This window comes from uncultured Oscillibacter sp. (genome assembly GCF_947654275.1).
In the GTDB taxonomy this organism is placed as follows: domain Bacteria; phylum Bacillota; class Clostridia; order Oscillospirales; family Oscillospiraceae; genus Oscillibacter.
In genome coordinates this window covers 17,747-39,965 of sequence record NZ_CANTJS010000019.1, presented here as the reverse complement: position 1 = coordinate 39,965, position 22,219 = coordinate 17,747, and the positions used below count along the sequence as shown (strand labels likewise).

The window sequence follows — 22,219 nt, the reverse complement described above, 5'->3', positions numbered from 1 at the left end:
TGTCTTCCTTCTTAGCTTGAAATCAAGTCGAGGGTCCTCCGGCGGAGGACGGGACAGTCCGGGAACGCATCCGCTCCCCCGCTCTATCCTATGCGGCGGGCAGAAGGAGCGTCAGTCCTCCAGAACCCGCATACAGGCCAGCACATGCAGGCCCCGGGCCTGCCGGGCGGCGTCCCGGCCGCTGAGCGCCTCGGTCAAAAAGGCGGTCTCGCCGTCCTCGCTGAGGACCTCCACCTGTCCAAAGGCCATGGCCGCCTCGGAAAGGCTGCCCTCGATGCGGAAATAATGGCGGGTCTTCAGCTCCAGGGGGTCCACAAACCCGTCTGTCTCAGGGCTCCAGCCAATCTCCTCCCGCCGGGGGCTGGCCTGAAGGCACTCCATCACGTCCGCCACACAGGCCGACGCCGTGGGCAGCTCTCCGGCGCCCCGGCCATAGAACATCACTTCTCCGGTGGCGTTGCCCCGGACCACCACGGCGTTGAATACATCTTCCACATTGGCGATGGGGCTGGACTCCGGAATCAGGTGGGGGGCCACATAGGCCGTTCGGCCTCCGCCGGGCAGCCGGACCGCCCGGCCCAGCAGCTTCACCCGGAAGCCCGCCCGCTGGGCCACCTTCACATCCCGGAGGCTCAGCCTGGAAATGCCCTCCATGGGCACCCCCTCCGGGTCAATCTGCCGCCCGAAGGCCAGGTCGCCCAGGATGCAGATTTTCCGTCCCGCGTCAATGCCCTCCACGTCGGCGGTGGGGTCCGCCTCGGCGTAGCCCTTGGCCTGGGCCTCCCGGAGGGCGTCGGAGAAAAAGGCCCCCGTGCGGACCATCCGGGTGAGAATATAGTTGGTGGTCCCGTTCAGAATCCCATAGACCTCGTCGATGCGGTTGGCCGCCATGCACTGGGTCAGGGGGTGAATCACCGGAATGCCGCCGCCTACGCTGGCCTCAAACAGATAGCTGACATTCTTCTTTTTCGCCAGAGCCAGCAGCTCGCAGCCCTTCTCCGCCACCAGCTGCTTGTTGGCCGTGACCACGTGCTTCCCGGCGGAAAGGGCCCGGCGGGTGTATTCATAGGCCGCGTCCACGCCGCCGATGGTCTCCACCACCACCCGGATTTCCTCGTCGTCCTCAATCTTCTTGAAATCATCGGTCATCAGCTGGCGGTAGGGTCCGTCCCGGAAGGTCCGGACCAGAACCGTCTTGACCTGGAGGGGCTCCCCCAGCTTCCGTTCAATCTGCCGGGCGTTCTCCGTCACCACCTTGGCTACGCCGGTGCCCACGGTGCCCAGGCCCAAAATCGCTATTTTAATCATGTCATCATCCTTTTTGTATGTTTCTTCTCCGCGCCGACGGTCAGCCCGCCAGAATCTCGAACCGCACCACGCCGTTCAGCGCCGCCGCGTCGGCCATGAGCTGCTCCAGGGTCTCCGACAGGCCGCTGGTCTCGGCGGAGATGGTCACTGCCGCGCAGCCGTTGGTGGGGATGCTCTGATTGATGGTCAGAATGTTGGCCCCGGAGGCCGCAAACACCGACAGGACGCCGGACAGCACCCCGGCCACATCCTTCAGCATGGCGTAAAAGGTAATGATATGCTCGGATTTCATGTCGTTGAAGGGCTGAACCGCATCCTTGTACTTGTAAAAGGCGCTGCGGCTGATGCCCGCCAGCTTGGTGGCCTCCCCTACGGTGTCCGCCTCGCCGGTCTGCATCATCCGTTTGGCCTCCGCCACCTTGACAAAGATCTCCGGCAGAGCCTCCGCCGCCACAATATAATACTTGATCGCTTTCGCCATGTTCGTCCACCTCTTGCGGTCATTTGTCTTCACAGCATGGTAACATATTTTCGCCTTTTCCGCAACAAAATGCGGCAAAGTTCTTTTGTCGGAATCGGGGAAACTTCACCGGAAAACGGCCCTGCCAGTGGGCAAAATGCCGGTGCCCGGAGCTGCCGCCGGTGAGGAAAGAAACGGAAAGTCCCCCGAAAAAAGAAAAATATGCCTTTTTCATTCTGGGTCTTGCCAGCAGGGGAAAAATCCCTTAGAATAGAAGCAGGCGGAAGACAGCCGCTTCTGTCCGGCGGCGTTCCGCCGGCGTCCATTCTGAAAAAGTGAGGACACACTCATGAAACGAACACTGGCGTCCCTGGTCCTGGCGCTGGCCCTGACGGCGGCCGCAGCGCCTTCGGCGTCGGCCACCGTCTTCGAGGATGTGGCCGCGGACCAATACTATTCCGCCGCCGTGGCCTGGGCCGTGGAACAGGGCATCACCGCCGGCACCACGGAAACCACCTTTTCCCCCGACGCCTCCTGCACCCGGGGGCAGATTCTGACCTTTCTGTGGCGGTCCGCCGGCTCCCCGGAGCCCCGGGCGGACACGGCAAATCCATATTCCGATGTGAAGGAAACCGCCCACTATTACGCCCCCGTCCTCTGGGCCCTGGAGGAGCACATCCTGTCCGCCGGGGAAACCCTGGACCCCGACACCCCCTGTTCCCGGGGGGAGGTCATGGGCTACTTCTGGCGCTATGCCGGAAGCCCCGCCCCGGAAGCCCCCGCTGTCTTTGACGACGTGGACCCGGCGGCGGACTATGCCCAGGCCGTTTCCTGGGCGGTGGAAACCGGCGTCACCGCCGGCACCTCGGAAACCACCTTTTCCCCCGACGCCCCCTGTACCCGGGGGCAGATTGTGACCTTCCTCCGCCGGAGTCTGGAGAGGGAACCGGCTCCCGAAGCGCCGCCGGAGGCCCGGCCCCTCCAGACCCTCAGCGCCTCCGGACCCGCCGGCTCCCTGGGGCTGGACGGCAGCTCCTTTACAAGCCATTCCGTCTATGAGTCCCGGGCCCAGGTGGACATCTATTCCCCCACCGAAGCCGCCTTCTCCATCACGGTCCCCTTCCCCCTCTTCCAGGCCTGGAATTACTCCGTCCGCTGGGATGAGGAGGACTCCGGCGTCTCCTATGTCTTCAGCTATTACCGCTGGGACGAGGCCTTTGCCGACCTGGTGGACTGGCCGGAGGACCACAACTATTATCAGCTCTCGGAGATGACCGGCCAGCCCCAGAACATCGTTCTGGAGGCCCTGGACGCGGAGGACGACCGGATGGGCGGCACGGTCTCCTGGCGGGTGGTTCTGCCGGAAGAGAGCACCTTCCGTTTTGACAGTCTTGGCGCCTACCAGATATCCTGTGAGGTCAATTCCGCCCCCCTGCCCTGGGCGCAGCCGGAGCTGACCGACAAAACCCCGCCTCAGAGCGGCGCCGCGCCGGAGCCCGGTCAAACGCCAAATCAGGAAGCGGAGGATACAGAACCAGCGGGCGAAAAACCGGCGGGCGAAAAACCAGAGGGCGGAGAAGCGAAGGATGAAAAACCGGCGGCTCCCCTGGAACCCGCAGCCGGAACAGCGGGCTGAGGCTCCTGCTTTTAGCGGACAAAACTCCCTGTGCACCTTGGCACAGGGAGTTTTTCGCGTCTGATTCCCGCAAAGGCGGGGCGTCAGTTTCCGGCCTGGAAAACCGCCTTCATACCCTTATAGGTCTCGTAGCAGTCCAGCTTGGACACCGTCTCAAAGGGGGCGTGCATGCTCAGCACCGGCACGCCGGCGTCCAGGGTGGTGATGTTCCGGTTGGCCATATACATGGCCACGGTGCCGCCGCCGCCGGCGTCCACCTTGCCCAGCTCGCTGATCTGCCAGATGACCCCCGCCTCGTCGAACAGCCGCCGGACATAGGCCACGGTCTCCGCGTCGGCGTCGGAGGCCCCGGACTTGCCCCGGGCCCCGGTGTATTTGCACAGGCCAATGCCGTAGTTCAGCTGGGATTCGTTCCGCTTCTCAAAGACGTCGGGGTAATTGGGGTCATAGGCCGCCGTCACGTCGGCGCTGAGGCAGAAGGATTTTTCATAGCAGACCCGCAGGGCCGTGCCCTGGGCGGCGCAGAGATCCTCCATAAAGGTATCGAAGGCGGCGGACTGCATTCCCGTCACGCCGTCGGAGCCGATCTCCTCCTTGTCCGCCAGAATGCAGACGGCGGTCTTCTCCGGCGTCTCCTCCAGGTCCAGCAGAGCCCGGAGGGCCGCATAGGCGCAGACCCGGTCGTCGTGGCCGTACGCGCCGATCATGGAGCGGTCCAGCCCGATGTCGCAGGCCTTCACCGCCGGCACCGCCTCCAGCTCCGCAGAGGTCAGGTCGTCCTCCACAATGCCGTATTTGTCGTGAAGCAGCTTCATCACCGCCAGCTTCACCCGGCCGCTCTCCTCCTCGCCGCCGATGGGCCGGCTGCCCAGCAGCAGATTCAGCGTCTCTCCGGGAACGGCCTCCGCCAGGGGCTTCTTGTTCTGGGCGGCCCCCAGGTGGGGCAGCAGGTCCGTGATGACCAGACGGGGCTCTCCCTCGTCCTCACCGATGCGGACCGTCACGCGGGTCCCGTCCTTCAGCGCAACCACGCCGTGAAGGGCCAGGGGAATGGTCACCCACTGGTATTTCCGAATGCCGCCGTAGTAGTGGGTCTTGAAATAGGCCAGCTCACTGTCCTCATAGAGGGGGTTGGGCTTCAGGTCCAGTCTGGGGGAGTCGATATGGGCGGCGGCAATCTGGACGCCCTCCGCCAGGGGCTTCTTTCCGATGCGGGCCAGCATCACGGCCTTGCCCCGGTTGCAGACATAAACCTTGTCCCCGGCGCTCAGGGCCATCTCCCGGCTGTAGGGCCGGTATCCGGCAGTCTCCGCCATGCGGATTACCTCGGCTGCGCAGAGCCGCTCGGTCTTGCCGGCGTCCAGAAACGCCCTGTATCCGGCGCAGTAGTCCTCCATGGCCCCCAGCTCCGCGCCGTTCAGCCTGTCATAGCCGTTTTTCCTGCCGGAGAGAAGGGTCTCCTTCAGCTGTTTAAAGGCATCCTTATCCATAGGTTCCATTGTCGTTTCCTCCTTATAAATTCAGTTTACCCGCTTTTCCTCCCGTATAGACTCCACCAGCCGTTCAAAAAACAGCCGGGCGTCCTTCCGGAAGAGCTCCGGGGAATCCGAAGCGTTGTTCAGCTCACAGTCGCATTTCCCCCGGTAATACTCGTCCTGCTTCTGGGCGTTGATCCGCAGCCGGGCATAGTGCTCCGTGATGCCGTCCCGCGCCATGATGCGTTTCACCCGCAGCTCCGTGGGGGCCGTCACCGCCACGGTGCAGTCGCAGAGACGGTCCAGTCCGCTCTCCAGCAGATTGATGGCGTCCACGGCGCACAGGCCTTCTATGGCCTGGATGCGCCGCTCCAGCTCCGGCACCAGGAAGCGGAACACAATGGCGTTCAGCTGGTCCAGCCGGTCCTTCTTGGCAAAAACCTCCTGTCCCAGCTTCTTCCGGTTCAGCCGTCCGTCGGGAGAGAAAACACCGGGGAATTTCTCATTGATGGCGTTCTGGAACTCCTGACTGCCCGTTAGAATCTCGTGATACACCGCGTCGCAGTCGATGACGCCTCCGCCCAGGTCCCGCAGGGCGTCCAGGGCGCTGGTTTTCCCCGCGCCGGTGCCGCCGGTGAGCCCCAGGATAATCCGCTGGCTGTCCGCCTCCACCACGTGGAAGCCCGCCGCCTTCTTCAGGCGGTTGCCGATGGCCAAGCCGAGGCCCCGGTTGTCCGGGCACTGGGCCAGAATCTCCGTGACGTTGGTCCCGTCGAAGGTCCGCAGGGCCTCAAACAGGCGCTGGGCCTGAATCTGCTTGTCGGCGCAGGGCCCCAGGGGATGAACCTCGTGTCCGGCGAAGAGGGGGACGTACTCGTCAAAGCAGATGATGCCGGAGGCAGGTCCCATCCGGCGCTCGATTTCCCGGGCGGAGGCCGCCGGAGCGCCGGCGACCACGGTGACGGGGGCCTTGGGGGCATAATGGCGGTACTTCATGCCCGGCGCGGCGGGCCGCTCCCCCTTCTCCAGCATCCTGTGAACCGCCCGGTCCACGTCCACGTGGCCGATGAGGCGCTCGATGTCCTCCACCGGCAGTCCGCCGGGCCGCAGCAGCTTGGGAGGCTCACAGGTCAGGTCCAGCACCGTGGACTCCACACCCACCGCGCAGGGGCCGCCGTCCACAATGCCCTCAATCCGGCCTCCCACGTCCTCCAGCACATCAGCGGCAGACGTGCAGCTGGGCCGGCCGGAGGTGTTGGCGCTGGGGGCGGCAATGGGCACTCCCGCCTCCCGGATGATGGACAGGGTGACGGGATGGTTGGGGCAGCGGACGCCCACGGTGTCCAGTCCCGCCGTGGTGGCGTCCGGCACCAGAGGCTGACGCTTCAGGATCATCGTCAGAGGGCCGGGCCAGAACTTCCGGGCCAGCACATAGGCGATGGGAGGAATCTCCGCGCAGTACCGGGGCAGCCACTGGGCCCCGGTCACGTGGATAATCAGGGGGTTGTCCTGGGGCCGGCCCTTCACCTCAAAGATGCGCGCCACCGCCGCCGGTTCCAGGGCGTTGGCCCCCAGGCCATACACTGTTTCGGTGGGAATAGCCACCAGTCCCCCCTCCCGGAGAATCTTGGCGGCAGCGGAAATCTTGTCCTCAATCTCCTTCTGCTGGCCCTTGGTATCCCGCAGGTCGTAATAAATCGTCTGCATATCTTCGCCTCTCTTTTTTCTGCCGCGTTGCCGCTCTGGCACTCACGGCGGCCAGTTCCTCGCGAAACTTTTTTCTGACGCGTTGCCGCTCTGGCACTCACGGCGGCCAGTTCCTCACGAAACTTTTTTCTGCCGCGTTGCCGCCCTGGCACCCGCGGCGGCCAGTTCCTCACGAAACTTTTTTCTGCCGCGTTGCCGCCCTGGCGCCCGCGGCGGCCAGTTCCTCACGAAACTTTTTTCTGCCGCGTTGTCGCTCAGTCACCCGCGGCGCAGGAAATCCTTTGTCTGCAAAATCACCCGATTGACGACAGGCCCCAACTCTGCCGGCCATCTCAACTCTTCACTCTCAACTCTCAGCTTTCGCCCGCCAGCCGCTCCGCCTGGTCCGCCGTAGTCAGAGCGTCCACAATCTCGTCCAGGTCCCCGTTCAGCACGGCGTCCAGCTTATAGAGCGTCAGGCCGATGCGGTGGTCCGTCACCCGGCCCTGCGGAAAATTATAGGTCCGGATGCGCTCGCTGCGGTCGCCGCTGCCCACCTGGCTCCGCCGCTCCGACGCGGCGGCGGCGTCCCGTCTGGCCCTCTCCATGTCGTAGAGCCGGGAGCGGAGAACCTTCATGGCCTTGTCCTTGTTCTTATACTGGCTCCGTTCATCCTGACACTCCACCACCAGCCCCGTGGGCAGATGGGTGATGCGGATGGCGGACTCGGTTTTGTTGACATGCTGGCCTCCCGCGCCAGAGGAACGATATGTGTCAATCTGAAGGTCCCTGGGTTCAATCTCCACGTCCACCTCCTCCGCCTCCGGCAGGACGGCGGCGGTGGCGGCGCTGGTGTGGATGCGGCCCCCGGACTCGGTCTCCGGCACCCGCTGGACCCGGTGGACGCCGCTCTCGAATTTCAAACGGGAAAACACGTCTTCCCCCTCAATCAGCACGCTGCACTCCTTCACGCCCCCCAGCTCCGTTTCATTCAGGCTCACCACCTCGGTCCGCCAGCCCCGGCGCTGGGCATACATAGTATACATCCTCAGCAGCGTCCCGGCGAAGAGGGCCCCCTCCTCGCCGCCTACGCCTCCCCGGAGCTCCAGAATGACGTTCCGCCCGTCGTTGGGGTCCCTGGGCAGCAGCAGTATTTTCAGCCGCTCCCGCAGCCGCTCCGCCTCCGCCCGGGCGGCCTGGAATTCCTCCTGGGCCAGCTCCCTCATCTCCGGGTCGTGAAGCAGGGCTTCCGCCTCCGCCCGGCGGGCCTCGGCCTCCTTCAGCTCCCGCCACCCGTCGGCAATGGGCGTCAGCTCCTTCAGCTCCCTCTGTATCTCCCGCAGGCGGGCGCTGTCGCCGTAGACGGCGGGGTCCGCCAGCTGGGCTTCCAGGTCCTCCCGGCGCAGAGCCAGTTCTTTCAGTTTGTCCAGCATCGGCATCCTTCCCTCCATCCAACACATATATCCGGTATATCCGGAAACACCGCCAGCCCCCGGCTTTGCGGAAACTCCCTGGTCTGGCGCATAAAAGCCTGGCGCATAAAAGCCTGGCGCATAAAAGCCTGGCGCATAAAGGCCTTCAGCGGCCCGGAGACCTCTTTTGACCGAAGACTCTCAGCTCTGCAAAAACTCCTTGGTCTGGCGCTAAAACCCGACCAGGACGCAGAGGGCTCCCTCGACCGAAGTCTCTCAGCTCTGCAAAAACTCCTTGGTCTGGCGCAAAAACCCGACCAGGGTGCAGAGACCTACCTCGACCGAAGTCTCTCAGCTCTGCAAAAACTCCTTGGTTTGGCGCAAAAACTCCTCCTGCCAGAAGGCGAAGCCCACGGAGTCAGGCCGCAGGGAGACGGCGGTCCGGTGTCCGCAGGGGGTATAGAGGTCCATCTGCTCGAAAATCTCCTCGTTTTTATCCTCGCTGCCCCGGGTCAGCACATAGGAGGCGTTCCGCAGCTCCCTCCCGTGCTGCTTCAAAAAGCCCCGGACCACGCTGCTGCACCGGCCCGCCCAAACGGGGGTGCCGATGATGACCAGCCGGTAATCCGTCAGGGGGAACTTGGTCTGATATTTCACCGGGCGGGTGCTTTTGCGCATGGCATCCAGGCCGCAGCGGACCCAGCCGCCCCAGCCGCTGCGGTCCACGCCGTCCCGCAGCTCCACCAGCTCGGCCCCCAGGGCCTGGGCGATGTCCTCCATGGCCTTTTTCGTGCGGCCCGTCCGGGAATAGTACATGCAGAGCACATTATTCCATGCCACTTGGCGCTCATCTCCTTACCGATATAAAGTCTAAGAGCCTGTTTAATATCTCAACGTGTGCGTATTGGCGAGGGGATTTTTTGTCCTGCAAGGCAAAAATCCGCAGGCATCCTGACGGATGGCAAGGATTTTTAACGCAGTCAGGGCGGAAAATACACTGTCAAGACGTGTGCGGGGAGATTTTAAACAGGCTCTAATCACCCATCATCCAATTTCATCCACTCCATGCCGGGCCAGGGCTCTCCGGTCCGGATATAGTGCTCCACACAGGCGGCCGCCAGTCCGGCGTCCCGTATGGTTTCCCGCATCAGAATCCGCTCCTGTCCGGCGCGGACAGGAGCCTCCTCCTCCGAGCCGTCATACCGCGGATCATGGCTCATATAACGAATCCACCGGACCCGGTTTCCCTCCAGCCGCTCTTCACCAATCGCCAGAAAGATACGCCCGTTTCCGCTGTCCATCTGCAAAAAGGAGGATTCCCCATCGGGGTCCAGCGCCAGATACAGGTGTCCGCAGGCGCCCCGGCGGATTTTTTTCAGCAGCCGTTTCACCGCCGCCTCCGTGATCTCGCCCATTCCCTCCGCATATTGTATCCTGATGCCGGCTTCCGCTGACATGCAAATGCCTCGCTTTCCTCAGTCGAACAGCGCCGTTTTCACCACGGCGAAGGCCTCCCGCAGATAGTAATTGGCGGTGAGCCACCACCAGGGCAGCTCCGCCGGCACGTCGATCACCGTGCCGAAGCCCTGCTTCTGGGCAATCATATGGGCCCGGAAGCAGTGGAAATCATTGGTTACCACGGCAATCACCGCCGTCTCCGTGTCCAGGCCCCGCTGCTCCAGCAGCTCCCTGGAGTACCGGAAATTCTCCGCCGTGTTGGTGGAGCGCTCTTCCATCAGATACCGGGCATTGGCCTCCTGGCTGTCGCTCCAAAGAGCCCGGCGCATGGCCTCGGCCTCGGAGATGTCCTCCCCCCTGCCCTGGCCCCCGGAGAGCACCACCGGAATATCCGGGTGCTTCTCCAGATAGGCCCTTGCCGCCTGAATGCGGGTCCACAGCGCCGCCGAGGGCGTCTCGCCGTTGACCCCGGCCCCCAGGACGATCACCGCGTCCACCGGAACGGCGGAGTGGTCTGCCTCGCCGTGGCGCAGCAGAAGGATTTCAATGGAGATCAGGCAGGAAAGCCCCACCGCCAGCCCAAAGGAAAACAGCCGCAGGCAGATTTTTCCGGCCCCGGACCTTCTGGCCCAGCGGCCCAGCAGCAGTCCCAGAGCCCACACCGCCGCCGTCCCCAGCAGAAACCAGCCGGTGAACCGCATCCCGTTGGGTATCACAATCAGCCCCAGCCCCAGCAGAACCAGCAGCCCCATCAGTAAACAGCTCTTTCGAATTTTTCTAAACAAATTCCTAATTCCTAACTCCTCATTCCTAATAGGCGAAGCCTTAACCCTCTCCGGCTTCCTCGCTGAGCCGCTCCCACTTCCCATAGAGGGCGTCCAGCTCCGCCTGAGCGGCCTCCCGCTCCTCCGTCAGGGCCGTCAGCCGCTGGTAGTCGCAGGCGGCGGCCTCCATGTCCGCCTCCAGGGCGGCGATTGTTTCCTCCGCCTTGGCAATGTCCCGCTCACAGATGGTCAGCTGCCGCCTGGCGTTCTGCTGGGCCCGGCTGCCCCGGACGGGGCGCTCCGCCTTCTCCCTGACGGGCTTAAGCGGGGCGGGCTTTTCCGCCTCCTCCTGGGCCTTCAGCTGCCGGTACTGGGCAAAGCCGCAGGGATAGTCGGTGATGGTGCCCTCCGCCAGCTCCCAGATCCGCGTGGCGAAGCGGTTGATGAAGTAACGGTCGTGACTGACGAACAGCAGTGTGCCGTCATAGCTCTCCACCGCCTCCTCAATCCATTCCCGGGAAGCGATGTCCAGGTGGTTGGTGGGCTCGTCCAGAATCAGGAAGTTGATTTCGTCGTCCATCAGCATACACAGCCGCAGCCGGCTCTGCTCGCCCCCGGAGAGAACGGACACGGGCTTGAAAACGTCCTCTCCCCGGAAGTCGTAAGCCGCCAGCCGGTTCCGGGCGCTCTGGGCCGACAGGCCCCGCCTGGCCGCCATCATGTTCTCCACCAGGTTCCAATCCGGGTGGTCAAAGTGGATGATCTGGGGCAGATAGGCCGTCCGGGTCTGGGGACCGGTTTTGATGCGGCCCTCATCGGGGTACAGCTCCCCCACAATCATTTTAATCAGCGTGGATTTCCCGGTGCCGTTGTCCCCGATGAGGGCGATGCGTTCGCCCCCCTCCACCTTCAAGGTGATGCCGTCGAAGAGGCGCTTCTCCCCATAGGCCTTGGCGACGTTCCGGATGCCCAGCAGCTCGTCCCCGTGAAACTCGGCGGTGGAGAAGCGGGCGTCCATTTTCCTCGCCCTGGTGGGCTTGGCGGTGGTCCGCATCCGCTCAATGCGCCGCTCGATGTTGACGGCCCGGCGGTAGGTTTTATCCATGCCCATGAAGGCCCAGACCCGCAGCTGCTCCGCCGCCTTCTCCAGCTGCTGGATTTTGGCCTGCTCCTTCTCATACTGCTTCATGCGCTCCTGGTAGCGGCGTTCCTTTTCCACGGCGTAAAAGCTGTAGTTTCCGCTGTAAAACTCCGCCTTTCCGTTCTCAATCTCGATGATACGGGTTACCACCCGGTCCAGGAAATAGCGGTCGTGGGAGATGGCGACAACAGTGCCCCGGAAGCCCCGGATATACTCCTCCAGCCACTCGGTGGCGTGGAGATCCAGGTGGTTGGTGGGCTCGTCCAGCAGCAGGATGTCCGTGTCCTCCAGAATCAGGCGGCCCAGGTTCACCCGGGTCTTCTCGCCGCCGGAGAGGCTGTCGAACAGCTGGGCGCGCATCTCCGGCGTGATGGACAGGCCCCCTGCGATTTTGTTCACAGCCACCTCGGTGTCGTAGCCGCCGAACACCTCGAAGCGCTCCGCCAGGGTCCCGTACCGCCGCAGCAGGGCGGAATCCGTCTCCCCTGCCGACATGCGGTTCTCCAGGACCTTCATCTCCTCCGCCAGGCGCTCCAGACGCCGGAAGGCGGAGCGGAGAACGTCCTCCACCGTGTACTCCGCCGGATAGACGGGAATCTGGGAAATCAGACCCAGCCGCCGGCCCTGGCCTATGACCGCGGTGCCCTCGTCGCAGTCCAGCTCTCCGGTGAGGATTTTAAACAGGGTTGTCTTGCCGGCGCCGTTGCGGCCCAGCAGACCCACCCGCTCCCCCTGGTCAATCTGAAAGGTCAGGCCGTCCAGAACGTTGCGGCCCACCTCAAAGGACTTGACAAGGGACTGAATTTGTATCTCAATCATAGCTCATACATCTTATTATCCTGTTTTTGTGTTTTCATTATGTTGTTAGGCCTCTCCCGGAAGCGCCTCATTCAAAGTCCCCCCGCAGCTGCTCCGACAGCTGATCGAAGCGCATGGCGTGAGAGGCCTTCACCAGCATGGCGGTGTTGGGCTTCAGCTGCCGCCGGAGCTCCGGAAGGGCCTCCTCTTTAGTGGCAAAGTGGAGGGCCGCGCCGCCGCTCTGGGCAGCTCCGTCGGCAATCTTCGCCGCCTTGGGCCCGATGGCCGCCACCAGGTCGATGCCCAGCATGGCCGCCAGGGCCCCCATGTTGTAGTGGGCCCGCTCCGACAGGCCCCCCAGCTCTCCCACGTCCCCCAGGACGGCAATCCGCTGGTCACATTCGGTCTTGGCCAGAACCTCCAGAGCCGCCGCCACGGACTGGGGATTGGCGTTGTAGCAGTCGTCCAGAATCACCCTTCGGTCCGGCAGGCGCACCACCCGCATCCGGGCCCCGGGGGAGCGGTAATTCCCCACGCCCCGGACGATCTCCTCCCGGCTGAGGCCCAGGGCCTCCCCCACCGCCACGGCGATGGAAGCGGAATAGGCCATGTGCTCGCCGGGGGCGGGAATGGTCAGGCAGTAGCGGTCCCGCTCCGTGGTCACGGTGCAGGAAATGCCCTCGATGCCGTGGTCGGCGGTTTCGGTGACCCGGGCCTGGCAGTGCTCGGACCGGCCGCAGCGAACGGTGGGAAAGGGCACATCCACCGTGTCCAGCAGGCCGTCGTCCCCGTTGAGAATCACCAGGCCGTCCGGTTTCAGGCTCTGGAAAATTTCACATTTGGCCTTCAGAATGCCCTCCCGGCTGCCCAGGAATTCGATGTGGGCGTCTCCGATGTTGGTAATCACCGCGATGTCCGGGCGGACCATGGCCCCCAGATAGGCAATCTCGCCAAAGTGGTTCATGCCGGTCTCAATCACCGCCGCCTGATGCTCCGGGGCGAGGCCCAGCAGCGTCAGCGGCGTGCCGATGTCGTTGTTATAGTTCTCCGGGGTTTTCCAGACCCGGAGCTTCGCCTCCAGAACGGCGGCGATCATCTCCTTGGTGGTGGTTTTCCCCACGCTGCCGGTAATCTGGACCACCGGAATATGGAACCGGTCCCGATAGGCGGCGGCCAGGTCCCGCAGGGCCAGCCGGGTATCCGGCACCTGAATGTAAAACCGGTCCCCCCGCAGGGTCTGCGGCGTTTTTTCCCGGGCGCAGAAGCAGCCCGCCGCGCCCTTTTGAAGGGCCTCCTCAATGAAATCATGCCCGTCGAACCGCTCCCCCACCCAGGGGACAAACAGACAGCCCGGGGTCAGCTTCCGGCTGTCGGTGCAGACCTCTGTCACGGCAGGCGCTCCCTCCCGGGGATTCAGCCATGTGCCGCCCACAGCGGAGACAATTTCGCCAACAGTCATCGACCGCATCTCAATGAACCTCCTCGTGTTCCTTCTCCCGCGCCCTCCGGCGGGGGCGCTTTCCTGTATATGTAGGTCAGTCTCTTCTCCTGATGTCCAGGGACAGCCGGACGATTTCGTCGCACAGCTCCCCGTAGCTCATGCCCGCCGCCGCGGCCTCCTGGGGCACGAAGCTGGTGGGCGTCATGCCCGGCAGGGAGTTGACCTCCAGGCACCAGAGTTTCCCGTCCCCGTCCAGAATCATGTCCGTCCGGGAGTACACCGAAAGGCCCAGGGCCCTGTGGGTCTTCAGGGCCAGCGCTCCGGCGGCGGCGGCCTCCGCCTCCGTCAGGTCCGCCGGGCAGGTCTCCGCCGCGCCGCCCTTCTGGTACTTGGCGGCATAGTCGAAATCCTTCCCGGCGGGCACGGTCTCCACCGCCGGCAGGGCCCGGTCTCCCAGCACCGCCACCGTCAGCTCCCGGCCCGTAATCCGCCGTTCCCACAGCACTTCTCCGCCGAAGCGGCGCACCTCCAGAAGGGCGGTCCGCATCTCCTCCCGGGTCTCCGGCAGGAAGACCCCCAGGGAGGACCCGCCGGTGGTGCATTTGATGACGCCGCAGGGCAGCTCCCAGGCCAGACGCTCCGCATCCTCCGGGGCGTAGTGCAGCAGCTGCCAGGGCGGCGTGGGAATGCCGCAGGCATCCATCATCCGTTTGGAAACCGCCTTATCCATGGCGATGCCCGAGGCCAGATAGCCCGACCCGGTGTAGGGCACTCCCAGCAGCTCCAGCGCCGCCTGGATGCGGCCGTCCTCGCCGTCCTGGCCGTGAAGGCCCAGGAAAACGATGTCCGCCAGCTGGCACAGCTCCAGCACATGGGGGCCGAAGACCCGGGGGCTCTGGTCCTGCCGGCTCCGCCGGACGGCCTCCAGATCCGGGGCCGTGGTCTCGATTTTCGCGTCGGGGCACAGGCCGTCCTCCGCATCAAAGAGGGCGGACAGGTCCCCCGGCGGGTTCTCGATTCCTAAAAACAGGTCCAGAAAAACGGCCCGGTGTCCCCGCTCCCGCAGAGCCCGGCAAATCCCGGTCCCCGTCACCAGGGACACAGCCCGTTCCGTGGAGAGCCCTCCCGCCAGCACAACAATCTTCAAATTCATCATCTTCCCTTCGCCGGTATCATACCATATTTTATTATAATCTGCTATAGTTTAGCACAACTGCATCCGGAATACAACCGCAAAAACCGCCTGTTTTGACGAAGCTCGACCTTGCGCCCGGGGAAAACCTGTGGTATTCTGCTGAAAAGGGAGGGATTCCATGACCGGCAAAGGACGTATGATTCCCGAATTAAAAATTCGGAAATCATACATTACGGGAAATCTGCCTCCGGACCCCAGGCTCTCCGGCCTGGACATAGAGGACGCCGCCTGCCGCCGGGGCTATGAACGGACGGCCCGGTGGCGCATCACGGATTTTGAGGACCCGTCCTTTGCGATTTTCTGACAGGACCTGTTCGCCGAGCTGGTCCCGCCGCCGCTGCCAGAAACCTCCCGGCAGACCTGAGGCCTCCGGCAAGCGGAGCCCGCCGGTTCTCCGGCGGGCCCCGCTTTTTTTGCGCACCGCTTTTTTTGCGCGCTGCTTTTCTTGCGCCTCAAAGGGAAAAAGTTCAGCGCGTCTTCTCCGTTCCCTCCAGCAGCGTTCCGGCGGCGGTCAGCATCCGGGCGGCGTCCGCCCGAGTGACGGGCTGGGTCATGGTCTGGCTGCCGAAGCTGCCGGCGGCCAGGACGCTGACCGCCTCCATGTTCCCCACCGCCTGGGCCGCCCAGGAGGGCGCCGTCTCCCGGTCCGCATACCACACGTCCAGATCCACATCCCCCAGGTCCAGCACCCGGTTGAGGATGGTGGCGGCCTCGTTGAAGGTGATGGTCTCCCCGCCCCGGAAGGCCGCGCCCTCGGCGGTAGAGCGGCCCTGAATCACGCCGTCCGCCACGCCGGCGGCGGCGTAGGCCTTGGCCCAGGTGGGAATGGCGCTGTCGTCACAGAACCCGGTCATGGTGACCTCCGTCACCTCCCGGCCCGCCGTCTCCAGAGCCATGGCCAGGAACTCCTCCCGGCTCACGGCCTGGTCCGGCTGGAAGTAGTACCTGCCGCCGATCTGGCTGCCGGTGAACACCCCGGTTTCCGCCAGCCGCTGGGCGGCCCAGGCGGAAGCGGGGTCGTCCTTGGTATCGGCATAGGAGACGCCGGAACGGGTTTTTTCGATCTTCACGGTGACCTTGGCGGGAGCGGAGACATGGCCCTCGCTGTCCGTGGCGGTATACGTGAAGCTGTCGCTTCCGGTGATGCCCTCGTCCGGGGTGTAGGTGAAGCCGCCGCCCTCAATGACCACCACGCCCTTCCGGGGCTCCTGGTCCAGGGCATAGGTCACCTCGTCCCCCTCCGGGTCCGCCGCCTGAAACTGCCCCTGACCGGGGACGTCCCTGTAGGTCGAGAGGGACAGGTCCTCCGCCTGGGGCGCGCCGGGGGCCGGGTCCTCTGTTTTTTTGCCGAAGAACAGCGCCGAGGCGCTGCCCGTCAGCAGCGCCGCCGCCAGAGCCAGCACGGCGGCGCTTTTCAGGAACCTTGAAGCATGTGTTTTCAAAACGCAGTCCTCCTGTATGAATTGGTACAGGCGTAGTGTTTTCCTATTTTGTGAAATTATGCGGGGCGGGAGGCAGGCGCTGAGCGCTTCGGTCCCTGGGCCCTTGGGGGCCCCGGCACACGGGCCGCTTTGCCGGAAACCGGGCAGTTGACGTGTGAATAAAGGAACCCCAGCCCTGACCGGATGGCCAGGGCTGGGCTCTTTTGAGTCAATATCTGGAATAAATCCAGGTGTCGGAGGCTACCTCTGGCTTGTCAAATGTACTAAATGCGCCATGCCCAGTCCAAGAAACTTTCCCATTGACGTTCCCGCTGCAAGATGAATAGTCATCGCTATAATAACCAGGAGGCGGGGTAAGGGATGTGATGACAAACCCATGCTTATATCCGGTCTTGCTGTTCCTCATCTCCACCACGTCGCCTACTTTGAGCTGGTCAAAATTTTGGTGTCTTACCACAGGAGCCTTTTCATCAAACAATGCATCGCTAATTCCCGCAGCAAAAGCCCCACATGCAATCTTCCAGCCAAGACCTTGAGACTGATAGTTAAAAGTGGAACTTTCATCCCATGTGGTTCCGTGCGGCATCGTCTCCTCAAACTTTGCCAGAAGCTCCTTGATGTTTTCCTCCGTAATGGGCTTGCCATTGGTCAGATAACCCTCCCGATAAGTCGTAGAGGCATTGATGCGGTCCATCATCTGCTGGGCATTCTCGCCGTCCAGCATCTTAAACAAGGGGCCATCCGTTACCTCTGGCGGCTCGGAGGGGTCAACCGGGTCAACAGGCGGCTCGGTTGTGTTCCCCATGTAATCCCGCAGTCGATTGATGACGACACATCCCTGCGCCCGGTTCATGGGGTTCTTGGGGCCAAAGCTACCATCGCTCTGTCCACCCAGAAGACCGGTGGTGTAGCATACCATGACGGCCCGGTGGCAGTTGTTGTTGATGCTCTGAAAATCGCTGATGGACCCCATAGACTGGAGGTACTCGGTGTCGGTGGGAATCTTCGCCCCCTTATCCACCAGGATGTTATACATAACCTGCGCCATATCCTCGCGGGGAAGGGAGGCCCCAATAGAGGCAGACGAGCGGCTGGTGCCACTCAGGATGCCATGCTTGTTCATGATGGCCTCTCCGGCAGCCGTCCCCTGGTCGGAGTAACCCGCCAGCTCGCTGGCATAGAAGGCCCGGGCCAGCATGATGGAGAAGGCCCCATAGGAAACGGGATTGGTGGGCTTGAAGGCGCCGTCGGGGTAGCCGGAGACGATGCCGTCCTGCACACAGCGGCTGACTTGCTGATACGCCCAGTGGTCCGCCGGGACATCCGAGAGCTCCGCCGCCAGAGCGGGGATGGAGAGGCCCAGGCAGAGGGCCAGAAGGAAGGAAAGGGTGCGTTTCATGGTCATTACCTCCTTTCTTTCATTTTATGGAACCCCCCGCCGCAGCCCAGCGAAGCGGCTGCGGTGGGGAGAGGAGGCGCAAGGAAGCGGCGCGAGCTCTGCCCAAAGGGCGGAGCGAGTAAAGCGGACTTTGCGCCGACGAGGGGGCCGGTCCGGGTTCCGGGCGGAAGGGTTCCTTCGGACCGGACGGTGAACCGCTCTCACCGCAGGGGCGACCGGGCCACCCGCCGCATCTCCGGGGACCGCTTCTTGATGCCCGACACCACCCCCATGGCCATGTACAGCGTGACGATGGAGGAGCCCCCATAGCTGAAAAAGGGCAGGGTGATGCCGATGGTGGGCATGACGAAGAGGCACATGCCGATGTTGATGACGGTCTGGAAAATCAGGATGGAGGCCATGCCCACACAGACGTAGCGGTAGAAGGGGGTCTTGGATTTCCGGGCCACCAGCAGAATGCGGAAGATAATCAGAGCCAGCAGCAGCATGATGAGGGCACAGCCGATCAGGCCCAGCTCCTCGCCGGCGGCGGCAAAAATCAGGTCCGTCTGCCGCGCCGGCAGAGACCGGTCCGCCCCGGTGCTCTGGGTCTGGGTGCCGTTGAGATAGCCCTGGCCGAAGGCCCCGCCGGAGCCGATGGCCAGCAGGCTCCGGGTCTGCTGCCAGGACGCGCCGAGGGGGTCAAAATCATGGTCGAAGAGCACGATAAACCGGTTCCGCATGTAGTTCGGAATGAAATCCAGCTCCCAGGCCAGGGCGAACACCCCGCCGAAGGCCGCGAAAAAAAGTGCAAACCACCGCAGGGCGAACCCCGCCACAAAGGCCATGCAGATAAAAATAAACAGGAAAACCAGGGCGTTGCCCATGTCGCCGGAGACGATGAAGTACAGCCCGCAGAGGCCCAGCGTATGCCCCGCCACGAAAAAGGCGGAGCGGAAGGACTTCATATCCCGTTTCTCCTCCCACAGCCATTCCATCTGCTTGGCCAGCAGCAGCACAAAGCTGATTTTCACCACCTCGGCGGGGCCAATCTGAAACGGCACGCCGGGAAACTTCAGCCAGGCGTTGTTTCCGGTCTCCTCCGCGCCGATGCCGAAGGGGGTCAGCAGCAGGCAGATGAAGCCGATGTTAAAGGCCAGGACCCACTTCCATTTTTTCATCACCAGCTCCAAATCCAGCATGGAGAAAAAGATATACACGCAGATTCCCAGCGCCAGAGAGGCGGTCTGGATGATGATGCGCCGGGTCCCCGTCTCCGAAGGCAGATAGCGGGTGGCGCTGAAAATCAGCACGATGCCGTACAGCGTGGAGACGACGCACAGCCCCAGCAGCATCAGGTCCGCCTGCTGGATAAAGTCCGCCAGAATGGCTTTCAGTCGATTCAGCATAACACACTCCATCAGGGCCCATTCTCTCCGGAGGGGAATCCAACGCCCCCGCCGTCCCGGGCCCTTCCGTGTTATTTTACCACAGCGGAAAAAATCTGTAAACGCCGGAAATTTGTTTTTACAGATCGTTCAAATTGTGCTATACTGAATTGATTGACGAAAACACGCACAAGGGGGGACCCCGCATGGAATACATCTGCCGCGGCGAGGCGGAGACCGAGGCCCTGGGCCAGCGCCTGGCCGGAACCTTCGCCCCCGGCACGGTGCTGGCCTTTCAGGGCGGCCTGGGCATGGGCAAAACCGCCTTCACCCGGGGCCTGGCCCGGGGCCTGGGCTACCCGGGCCGGGTGACCAGCCCCACCTTTACCATTGTCAACGAGTACGACAGCCCCGGCCAGCGTCTCCCCCTCTTCCACTTCGACATGTACCGCCTGAGCGGCCCCGAAGACCTCTTTGACATCGGCTGGGAGGACTATCTGGACCGGGGGGGCCTCTGCGCCGTGGAGTGGAGCGAGCGGGTCACGGAGGCCCTGCCGGAGGGGACGGTCTTCATCACCATCGCCCGCCGCCCGGAGTCGGAGGACTGGCGGAGCGTCACCCTCGAAGGAAGATAAGGAGGCGTCATGAGAATCTTAGCGCTGGAGACCTCGGCCAGGGCGGTGTCCGCCGCCATCACCGAGAACGGGAGGGTCCTGGCCTCCGGATATCAGGACACCGGCCTGACCCACAGCCGGACCCTGATGCCCATTGTAGAGGGTCTTCTGAAAAACACGGGCATGACCGTGCAGGATCTGGACGCCGTGGCCGCGGCGGTGGGTCCGGGGTCCTTCACCGGCATCCGCATCGGCGTCTCCGCCGCCAAGGGGCTGGCCTGGGCCGCGGACAAGCCCTGCGTCCCTGTGTCCACCCTGGCGGCCATGGCCCGGAACGCCGCCCTGCCCTCGGAAGAGCTGCTGATCTGCGCCATGGACGCCCGGCAGAAGCAGATTTACAACGCCCTGTTCTCCGTCCTGGACGGCGGGACCCTGGAGCGCCGGACGCCTGACCGGGCCGTTTCTCTGGAGGACCTGGCGAAGGAGCTGGAGAACGTCCCCGGAAGCAAGACCATTCTGGGAGACGGCGCCCGGCTGTGCCTGGAGGCCCTGACGGCAGCGGGAATTGCCGGGTGCCGTCTGGCCCCGCCTCATTTGGTGATGCAGAATGCCGTGTCCGTGGCTCTGGAGGCGGAGGAGCTGGCCCGAAGCGGCGGCCTGGTCAACCCTCAGGAGCTGGCCCCGGTGTACCTCCGGCCGCCCCAGGCCCTGACCCTGGGGGAGCGGGCGCGGAAGCTGCCGCAGCCCTCAATTCCTCATTTCTGATTTCTGATTCCTAATTGAAAAGCAAGGAGTGTTTTTTATGAGCGGAAAAGTACATGTAATGGACCATCCCCTTGTGGCGCACAAGCTGACCATCCTCCGGGACAAGGACACCAGCGTCAAGGACTTCCGGGAGCTGGTCAGCGAGATCGGCATGCTGATTACCTACGAGGCCACCCGGGACCTGCCCCTGACCACCCGGGAGGTGGAAACCCCCATTGCCAAAACCACCGCCCCCACGCTGAAGGGCAAGAAGTTCGCTGTGGTGCCCATTCTCCGGGCGGGCCTGGGTCTGGTGGACGGCGTGCTGCGGATGGTCCCCAGCGCCCGGGTGGGCCACATCGGCCTGTACCGGGACGAGGAAACCCTGGAGCCCGTCAAATACTTCTGCAAAATGCCCAAGGATGTGGCGGAGCGGGAGATTCTGATTGTGGACCCCATGCTTGCCACCGGCGGCAGCGCCGACGCGGCCATCGGCTTCATGAAGGAATACGGCTGCACCAGCATCAAGCTGATGGTGCTGCTGGCCGCGCCGGAGGGCATCGCGCGCATCCAGAAGAGCCACCCCGACGTGGATATCTACTGCGGGGCGGTGGACCAGCGGCTGAACGAGCACGGCTACATCGTGCCGGGCCTGGGAGACGCCGGAGACCGCATCTTCGGCACCAAATAAGCACGCAGACGCAAAAGAAGCCGGAGGCCACGCCTCCGGCTTTTTATGCTCTCCATCTATAAGGAATCATGAATGAGGAACTGCCTCGTTTTCAAAAAAATTCCTAACTCCTAACTCCTCATTCCTAATTGATCTTAACTCTCCACTCTCAACTCTTAACTCTCTCAGTAGAGCTGCGTATAAATCCCCACCCAGTGCAGCGCCGCCGCCGCCAGCACGAACACGTGCCACACGCAGTGGCTGTATTTCCGTTTCAGGGCGAAGGGGATCATCCCCAGCGTGTACAGCAGGCCCCCGGCGAAGATATACCACAGCAGCGTCCGGGCGTCCCGGTACAGGCTGGGCAGAAACAGCAGCCCGCTCCAGCCAATCAGGAAATACAGGGTGAAGTGCAGCGCCGGCCAGCGCCCCGGCCCGAACACAATCACCAGGGTCACGCCGGTGAGAATCACCGCCCACTGAATGCAGAACAGCACGACGCCCGGCCGTCCCCCCAGATACACCAGCAGAATGGGGGCGAAGGTGCCGCCAATCAGCAGGTAAATCGAGGTATAGTCAAAGCGGCGGCACACCCGTTTGGCCCTGGAGCCGGTGGGCAGGGCGTGATATGTGCCGCTCATCAGCATCATCACCACCATGCTGATCCCGTAGAAGCAGGACGCCGTCATCTCCAGAGGCGTGCGGGACCGGACCAGCAGCAGCCCCAGAGCCGCCGCCGCCAGCAGCGCCCCGGCCCCGTGGCTGACCGCGTTGAAGCACTCCTCTCCCACCGTCAAATGGGGCGGCTCATTCCGGGCCTGCACCCTGGCCCTGCGCACCGCCCGCAGGCGGTTTTTCTGTACCCGCCGAATCTGCTCTCCTGTCAAAGCTGCCTCCATCGCGTTCCTCCCCGGCTCGCGCCGTCATATCATGTAATCTGGTTTATGAAACTATATTACACGATTTCGTTCCGTCTTGCAAGTAGTTTTTTCAAATTTTTTGAGTTCATGCAGACTGCGTGTAGTTTAGCACAATGCAAACGCAAAATCTCTGGCGTATTTGACGAAAATCTGATAGCATTGTTAAAATTTTCCGCCCTTTTTCATCCCTGTCCGTGCCGGGCGCAAAAAGGACCGGCCCCTCTCCGTGAAGAAGGCAAAAGCGGGACAGACCGCACCGGTCCGTCCCGCTCCTTTCAGGGCCTGTTAT

At 63.2% G+C, this 22,219-nt stretch carries 20 protein-coding genes; 5 read left to right on the top strand and 15 right to left on the bottom strand.

Translation table 11 applies throughout. The features are described 5' to 3' along the window. Nucleotides 1–111: 111 nt before the first annotated feature. Entirely contained in the window at nt 112–1,308 is a 1,197-nt protein-coding gene (locus Q0063_RS06960) for a homoserine dehydrogenase (protein ID WP_297871250.1), read from the bottom strand. A 40-nt stretch (nt 1,309–1,348) separates the two neighbouring features. Further along, nucleotides 1,349–1,789, bottom strand: coding sequence for an ACT domain-containing protein (locus Q0063_RS06955; protein WP_297871249.1), 441 nt, complete (start codon nt 1,787–1,789; stop codon nt 1,349–1,351). 328 nt (nt 1,790–2,117) lie between these two features. Here Q0063_RS06955 and Q0063_RS06950 point away from each other — a divergent pair, with 328 nt between their 5' ends. Continuing rightward, nucleotides 2,118–3,404, top strand: a complete 1,287-nt coding sequence (locus Q0063_RS06950; protein WP_297871248.1) for an S-layer homology domain-containing protein — start codon at nt 2,118–2,120, stop codon at nt 3,402–3,404. Between the two features lie 83 nt (nt 3,405–3,487). Here Q0063_RS06950 and Q0063_RS06945 read toward each other — a convergent pair whose 3' ends face one another. The 9 genes from Q0063_RS06945 to Q0063_RS06905 all read right to left on the bottom strand — a co-directional run bounded on the left by Q0063_RS06945 (nt 3,488) and on the right by Q0063_RS06905 (nt 14,732). Then, on the bottom strand, nt 3,488–4,903 hold the full coding sequence (locus Q0063_RS06945; protein ID WP_297871247.1) for an aminopeptidase: 1,416 nt from the start codon (nt 4,901–4,903) through the stop codon (nt 3,488–3,490). A gap of 21 nt (nt 4,904–4,924) precedes the next feature. After that, complete coding sequence (locus tag Q0063_RS06940; RefSeq protein ID WP_297871246.1) at nt 4,925–6,586, bottom strand: L-threonylcarbamoyladenylate synthase; 1,662 nt, start codon at nt 6,584–6,586, stop codon at nt 4,925–4,927. Nucleotides 6,587–6,939: 353 nt separating this feature from the next. Continuing rightward, on the bottom strand, nt 6,940–7,998 hold the full coding sequence (prfA, locus tag Q0063_RS06935) for a peptide chain release factor 1 (protein ID WP_297871267.1): 1,059 nt from the start codon (nt 7,996–7,998) through the stop codon (nt 6,940–6,942). A 330-nt stretch (nt 7,999–8,328) separates the two neighbouring features. Further along, entirely contained in the window at nt 8,329–8,817 is a 489-nt protein-coding gene (locus tag Q0063_RS06930) for a flavodoxin (RefSeq protein ID WP_297871245.1), read from the bottom strand. Between the two features lie 197 nt (nt 8,818–9,014). Then, a complete protein-coding gene (locus Q0063_RS06925) occupies nt 9,015–9,392 on the bottom strand; it encodes a hypothetical protein (RefSeq protein WP_297871244.1) in 378 nt (125 codons plus the stop codon). A gap of 60 nt (nt 9,393–9,452) precedes the next feature. Further along, nucleotides 9,453–10,187 carry a YdcF family protein gene (locus Q0063_RS06920; protein WP_297871243.1) on the bottom strand — a complete coding sequence of 245 codons (735 nt, stop codon included), beginning with the start codon at nt 10,185–10,187 and terminating at the stop codon, nt 9,453–9,455. Between the two features lie 73 nt (nt 10,188–10,260). Further along, a complete protein-coding gene (abc-f, locus tag Q0063_RS06915; RefSeq protein ID WP_297871242.1) occupies nt 10,261–12,159 on the bottom strand; it encodes a ribosomal protection-like ABC-F family protein in 1,899 nt (632 codons plus the stop codon). A 67-nt stretch (nt 12,160–12,226) separates the two neighbouring features. Continuing rightward, nucleotides 12,227–13,606 carry a UDP-N-acetylmuramoyl-tripeptide--D-alanyl-D-alanine ligase gene (gene murF / locus Q0063_RS06910; protein ID WP_297871241.1) on the bottom strand — a complete coding sequence of 460 codons (1,380 nt, stop codon included), beginning with the start codon at nt 13,604–13,606 and terminating at the stop codon, nt 12,227–12,229. 67 nt (nt 13,607–13,673) lie between these two features. Continuing rightward, nucleotides 13,674–14,732, bottom strand: coding sequence for a D-alanine--D-alanine ligase (locus Q0063_RS06905; protein ID WP_297871266.1), 1,059 nt, complete (start codon nt 14,730–14,732; stop codon nt 13,674–13,676). A gap of 160 nt (nt 14,733–14,892) precedes the next feature. On the opposite strand from Q0063_RS06905, the gene Q0063_RS06900 reads away from it, so the two are divergent. Continuing rightward, a complete protein-coding gene (locus Q0063_RS06900; RefSeq protein WP_297871240.1) occupies nt 14,893–15,078 on the top strand; it encodes a hypothetical protein in 186 nt (61 codons plus the stop codon). Between the two features lie 163 nt (nt 15,079–15,241). Here Q0063_RS06900 and Q0063_RS06895 read toward each other — a convergent pair whose 3' ends face one another. The 3 genes from Q0063_RS06895 to Q0063_RS06885 all read right to left on the bottom strand — a co-directional run bounded on the left by Q0063_RS06895 (nt 15,242) and on the right by Q0063_RS06885 (nt 19,003). Next, the gene (locus tag Q0063_RS06895) at nt 15,242–16,216 is read right to left on the bottom strand and encodes an Ig-like domain-containing protein (protein ID WP_297871239.1); all 975 of its coding nucleotides are present in this window, start codon (nt 16,214–16,216) and stop codon (nt 15,242–15,244) included. Nucleotides 16,217–16,424: 208 nt separating this feature from the next. Continuing rightward, the gene (locus tag Q0063_RS06890) at nt 16,425–17,615 is read right to left on the bottom strand and encodes an S-layer homology domain-containing protein (protein WP_297871238.1); all 1,191 of its coding nucleotides are present in this window, start codon (nt 17,613–17,615) and stop codon (nt 16,425–16,427) included. A gap of 200 nt (nt 17,616–17,815) precedes the next feature. Next, nucleotides 17,816–19,003, bottom strand: a complete 1,188-nt coding sequence (locus tag Q0063_RS06885; RefSeq protein WP_297871237.1) for an FtsW/RodA/SpoVE family cell cycle protein — start codon at nt 19,001–19,003, stop codon at nt 17,816–17,818. Between the two features lie 185 nt (nt 19,004–19,188). Here Q0063_RS06885 and tsaE point away from each other — a divergent pair, with 185 nt between their 5' ends. Genes tsaE through upp form a run of 3 tightly spaced genes read left to right on the top strand, consistent with a single transcriptional unit; the run spans nt 19,189 to nt 21,031 of the window. Then, nucleotides 19,189–19,617: a tRNA (adenosine(37)-N6)-threonylcarbamoyltransferase complex ATPase subunit type 1 TsaE gene (gene tsaE / locus Q0063_RS06880; RefSeq protein WP_297871236.1), complete on the top strand. Its 429-nt coding sequence runs from the start codon at nt 19,189–19,191 to the stop codon at nt 19,615–19,617. A gap of 9 nt (nt 19,618–19,626) precedes the next feature. Then, on the top strand, nt 19,627–20,361 hold the full coding sequence (gene tsaB, locus Q0063_RS06875; RefSeq protein WP_297871235.1) for a tRNA (adenosine(37)-N6)-threonylcarbamoyltransferase complex dimerization subunit type 1 TsaB: 735 nt from the start codon (nt 19,627–19,629) through the stop codon (nt 20,359–20,361). A 37-nt stretch (nt 20,362–20,398) separates the two neighbouring features. After that, nucleotides 20,399–21,031: a uracil phosphoribosyltransferase gene (gene upp, locus Q0063_RS06870; RefSeq protein ID WP_297871234.1), complete on the top strand. Its 633-nt coding sequence runs from the start codon at nt 20,399–20,401 to the stop codon at nt 21,029–21,031. A 164-nt stretch (nt 21,032–21,195) separates the two neighbouring features. Here the strand turns inward: upp and Q0063_RS06865 are convergent, their stop codons facing one another. Beyond that, nucleotides 21,196–21,909, bottom strand: coding sequence for a hemolysin III family protein (locus tag Q0063_RS06865; protein ID WP_297871233.1), 714 nt, complete (start codon nt 21,907–21,909; stop codon nt 21,196–21,198). Nucleotides 21,910–22,219 lie beyond the last annotated feature (310 nt).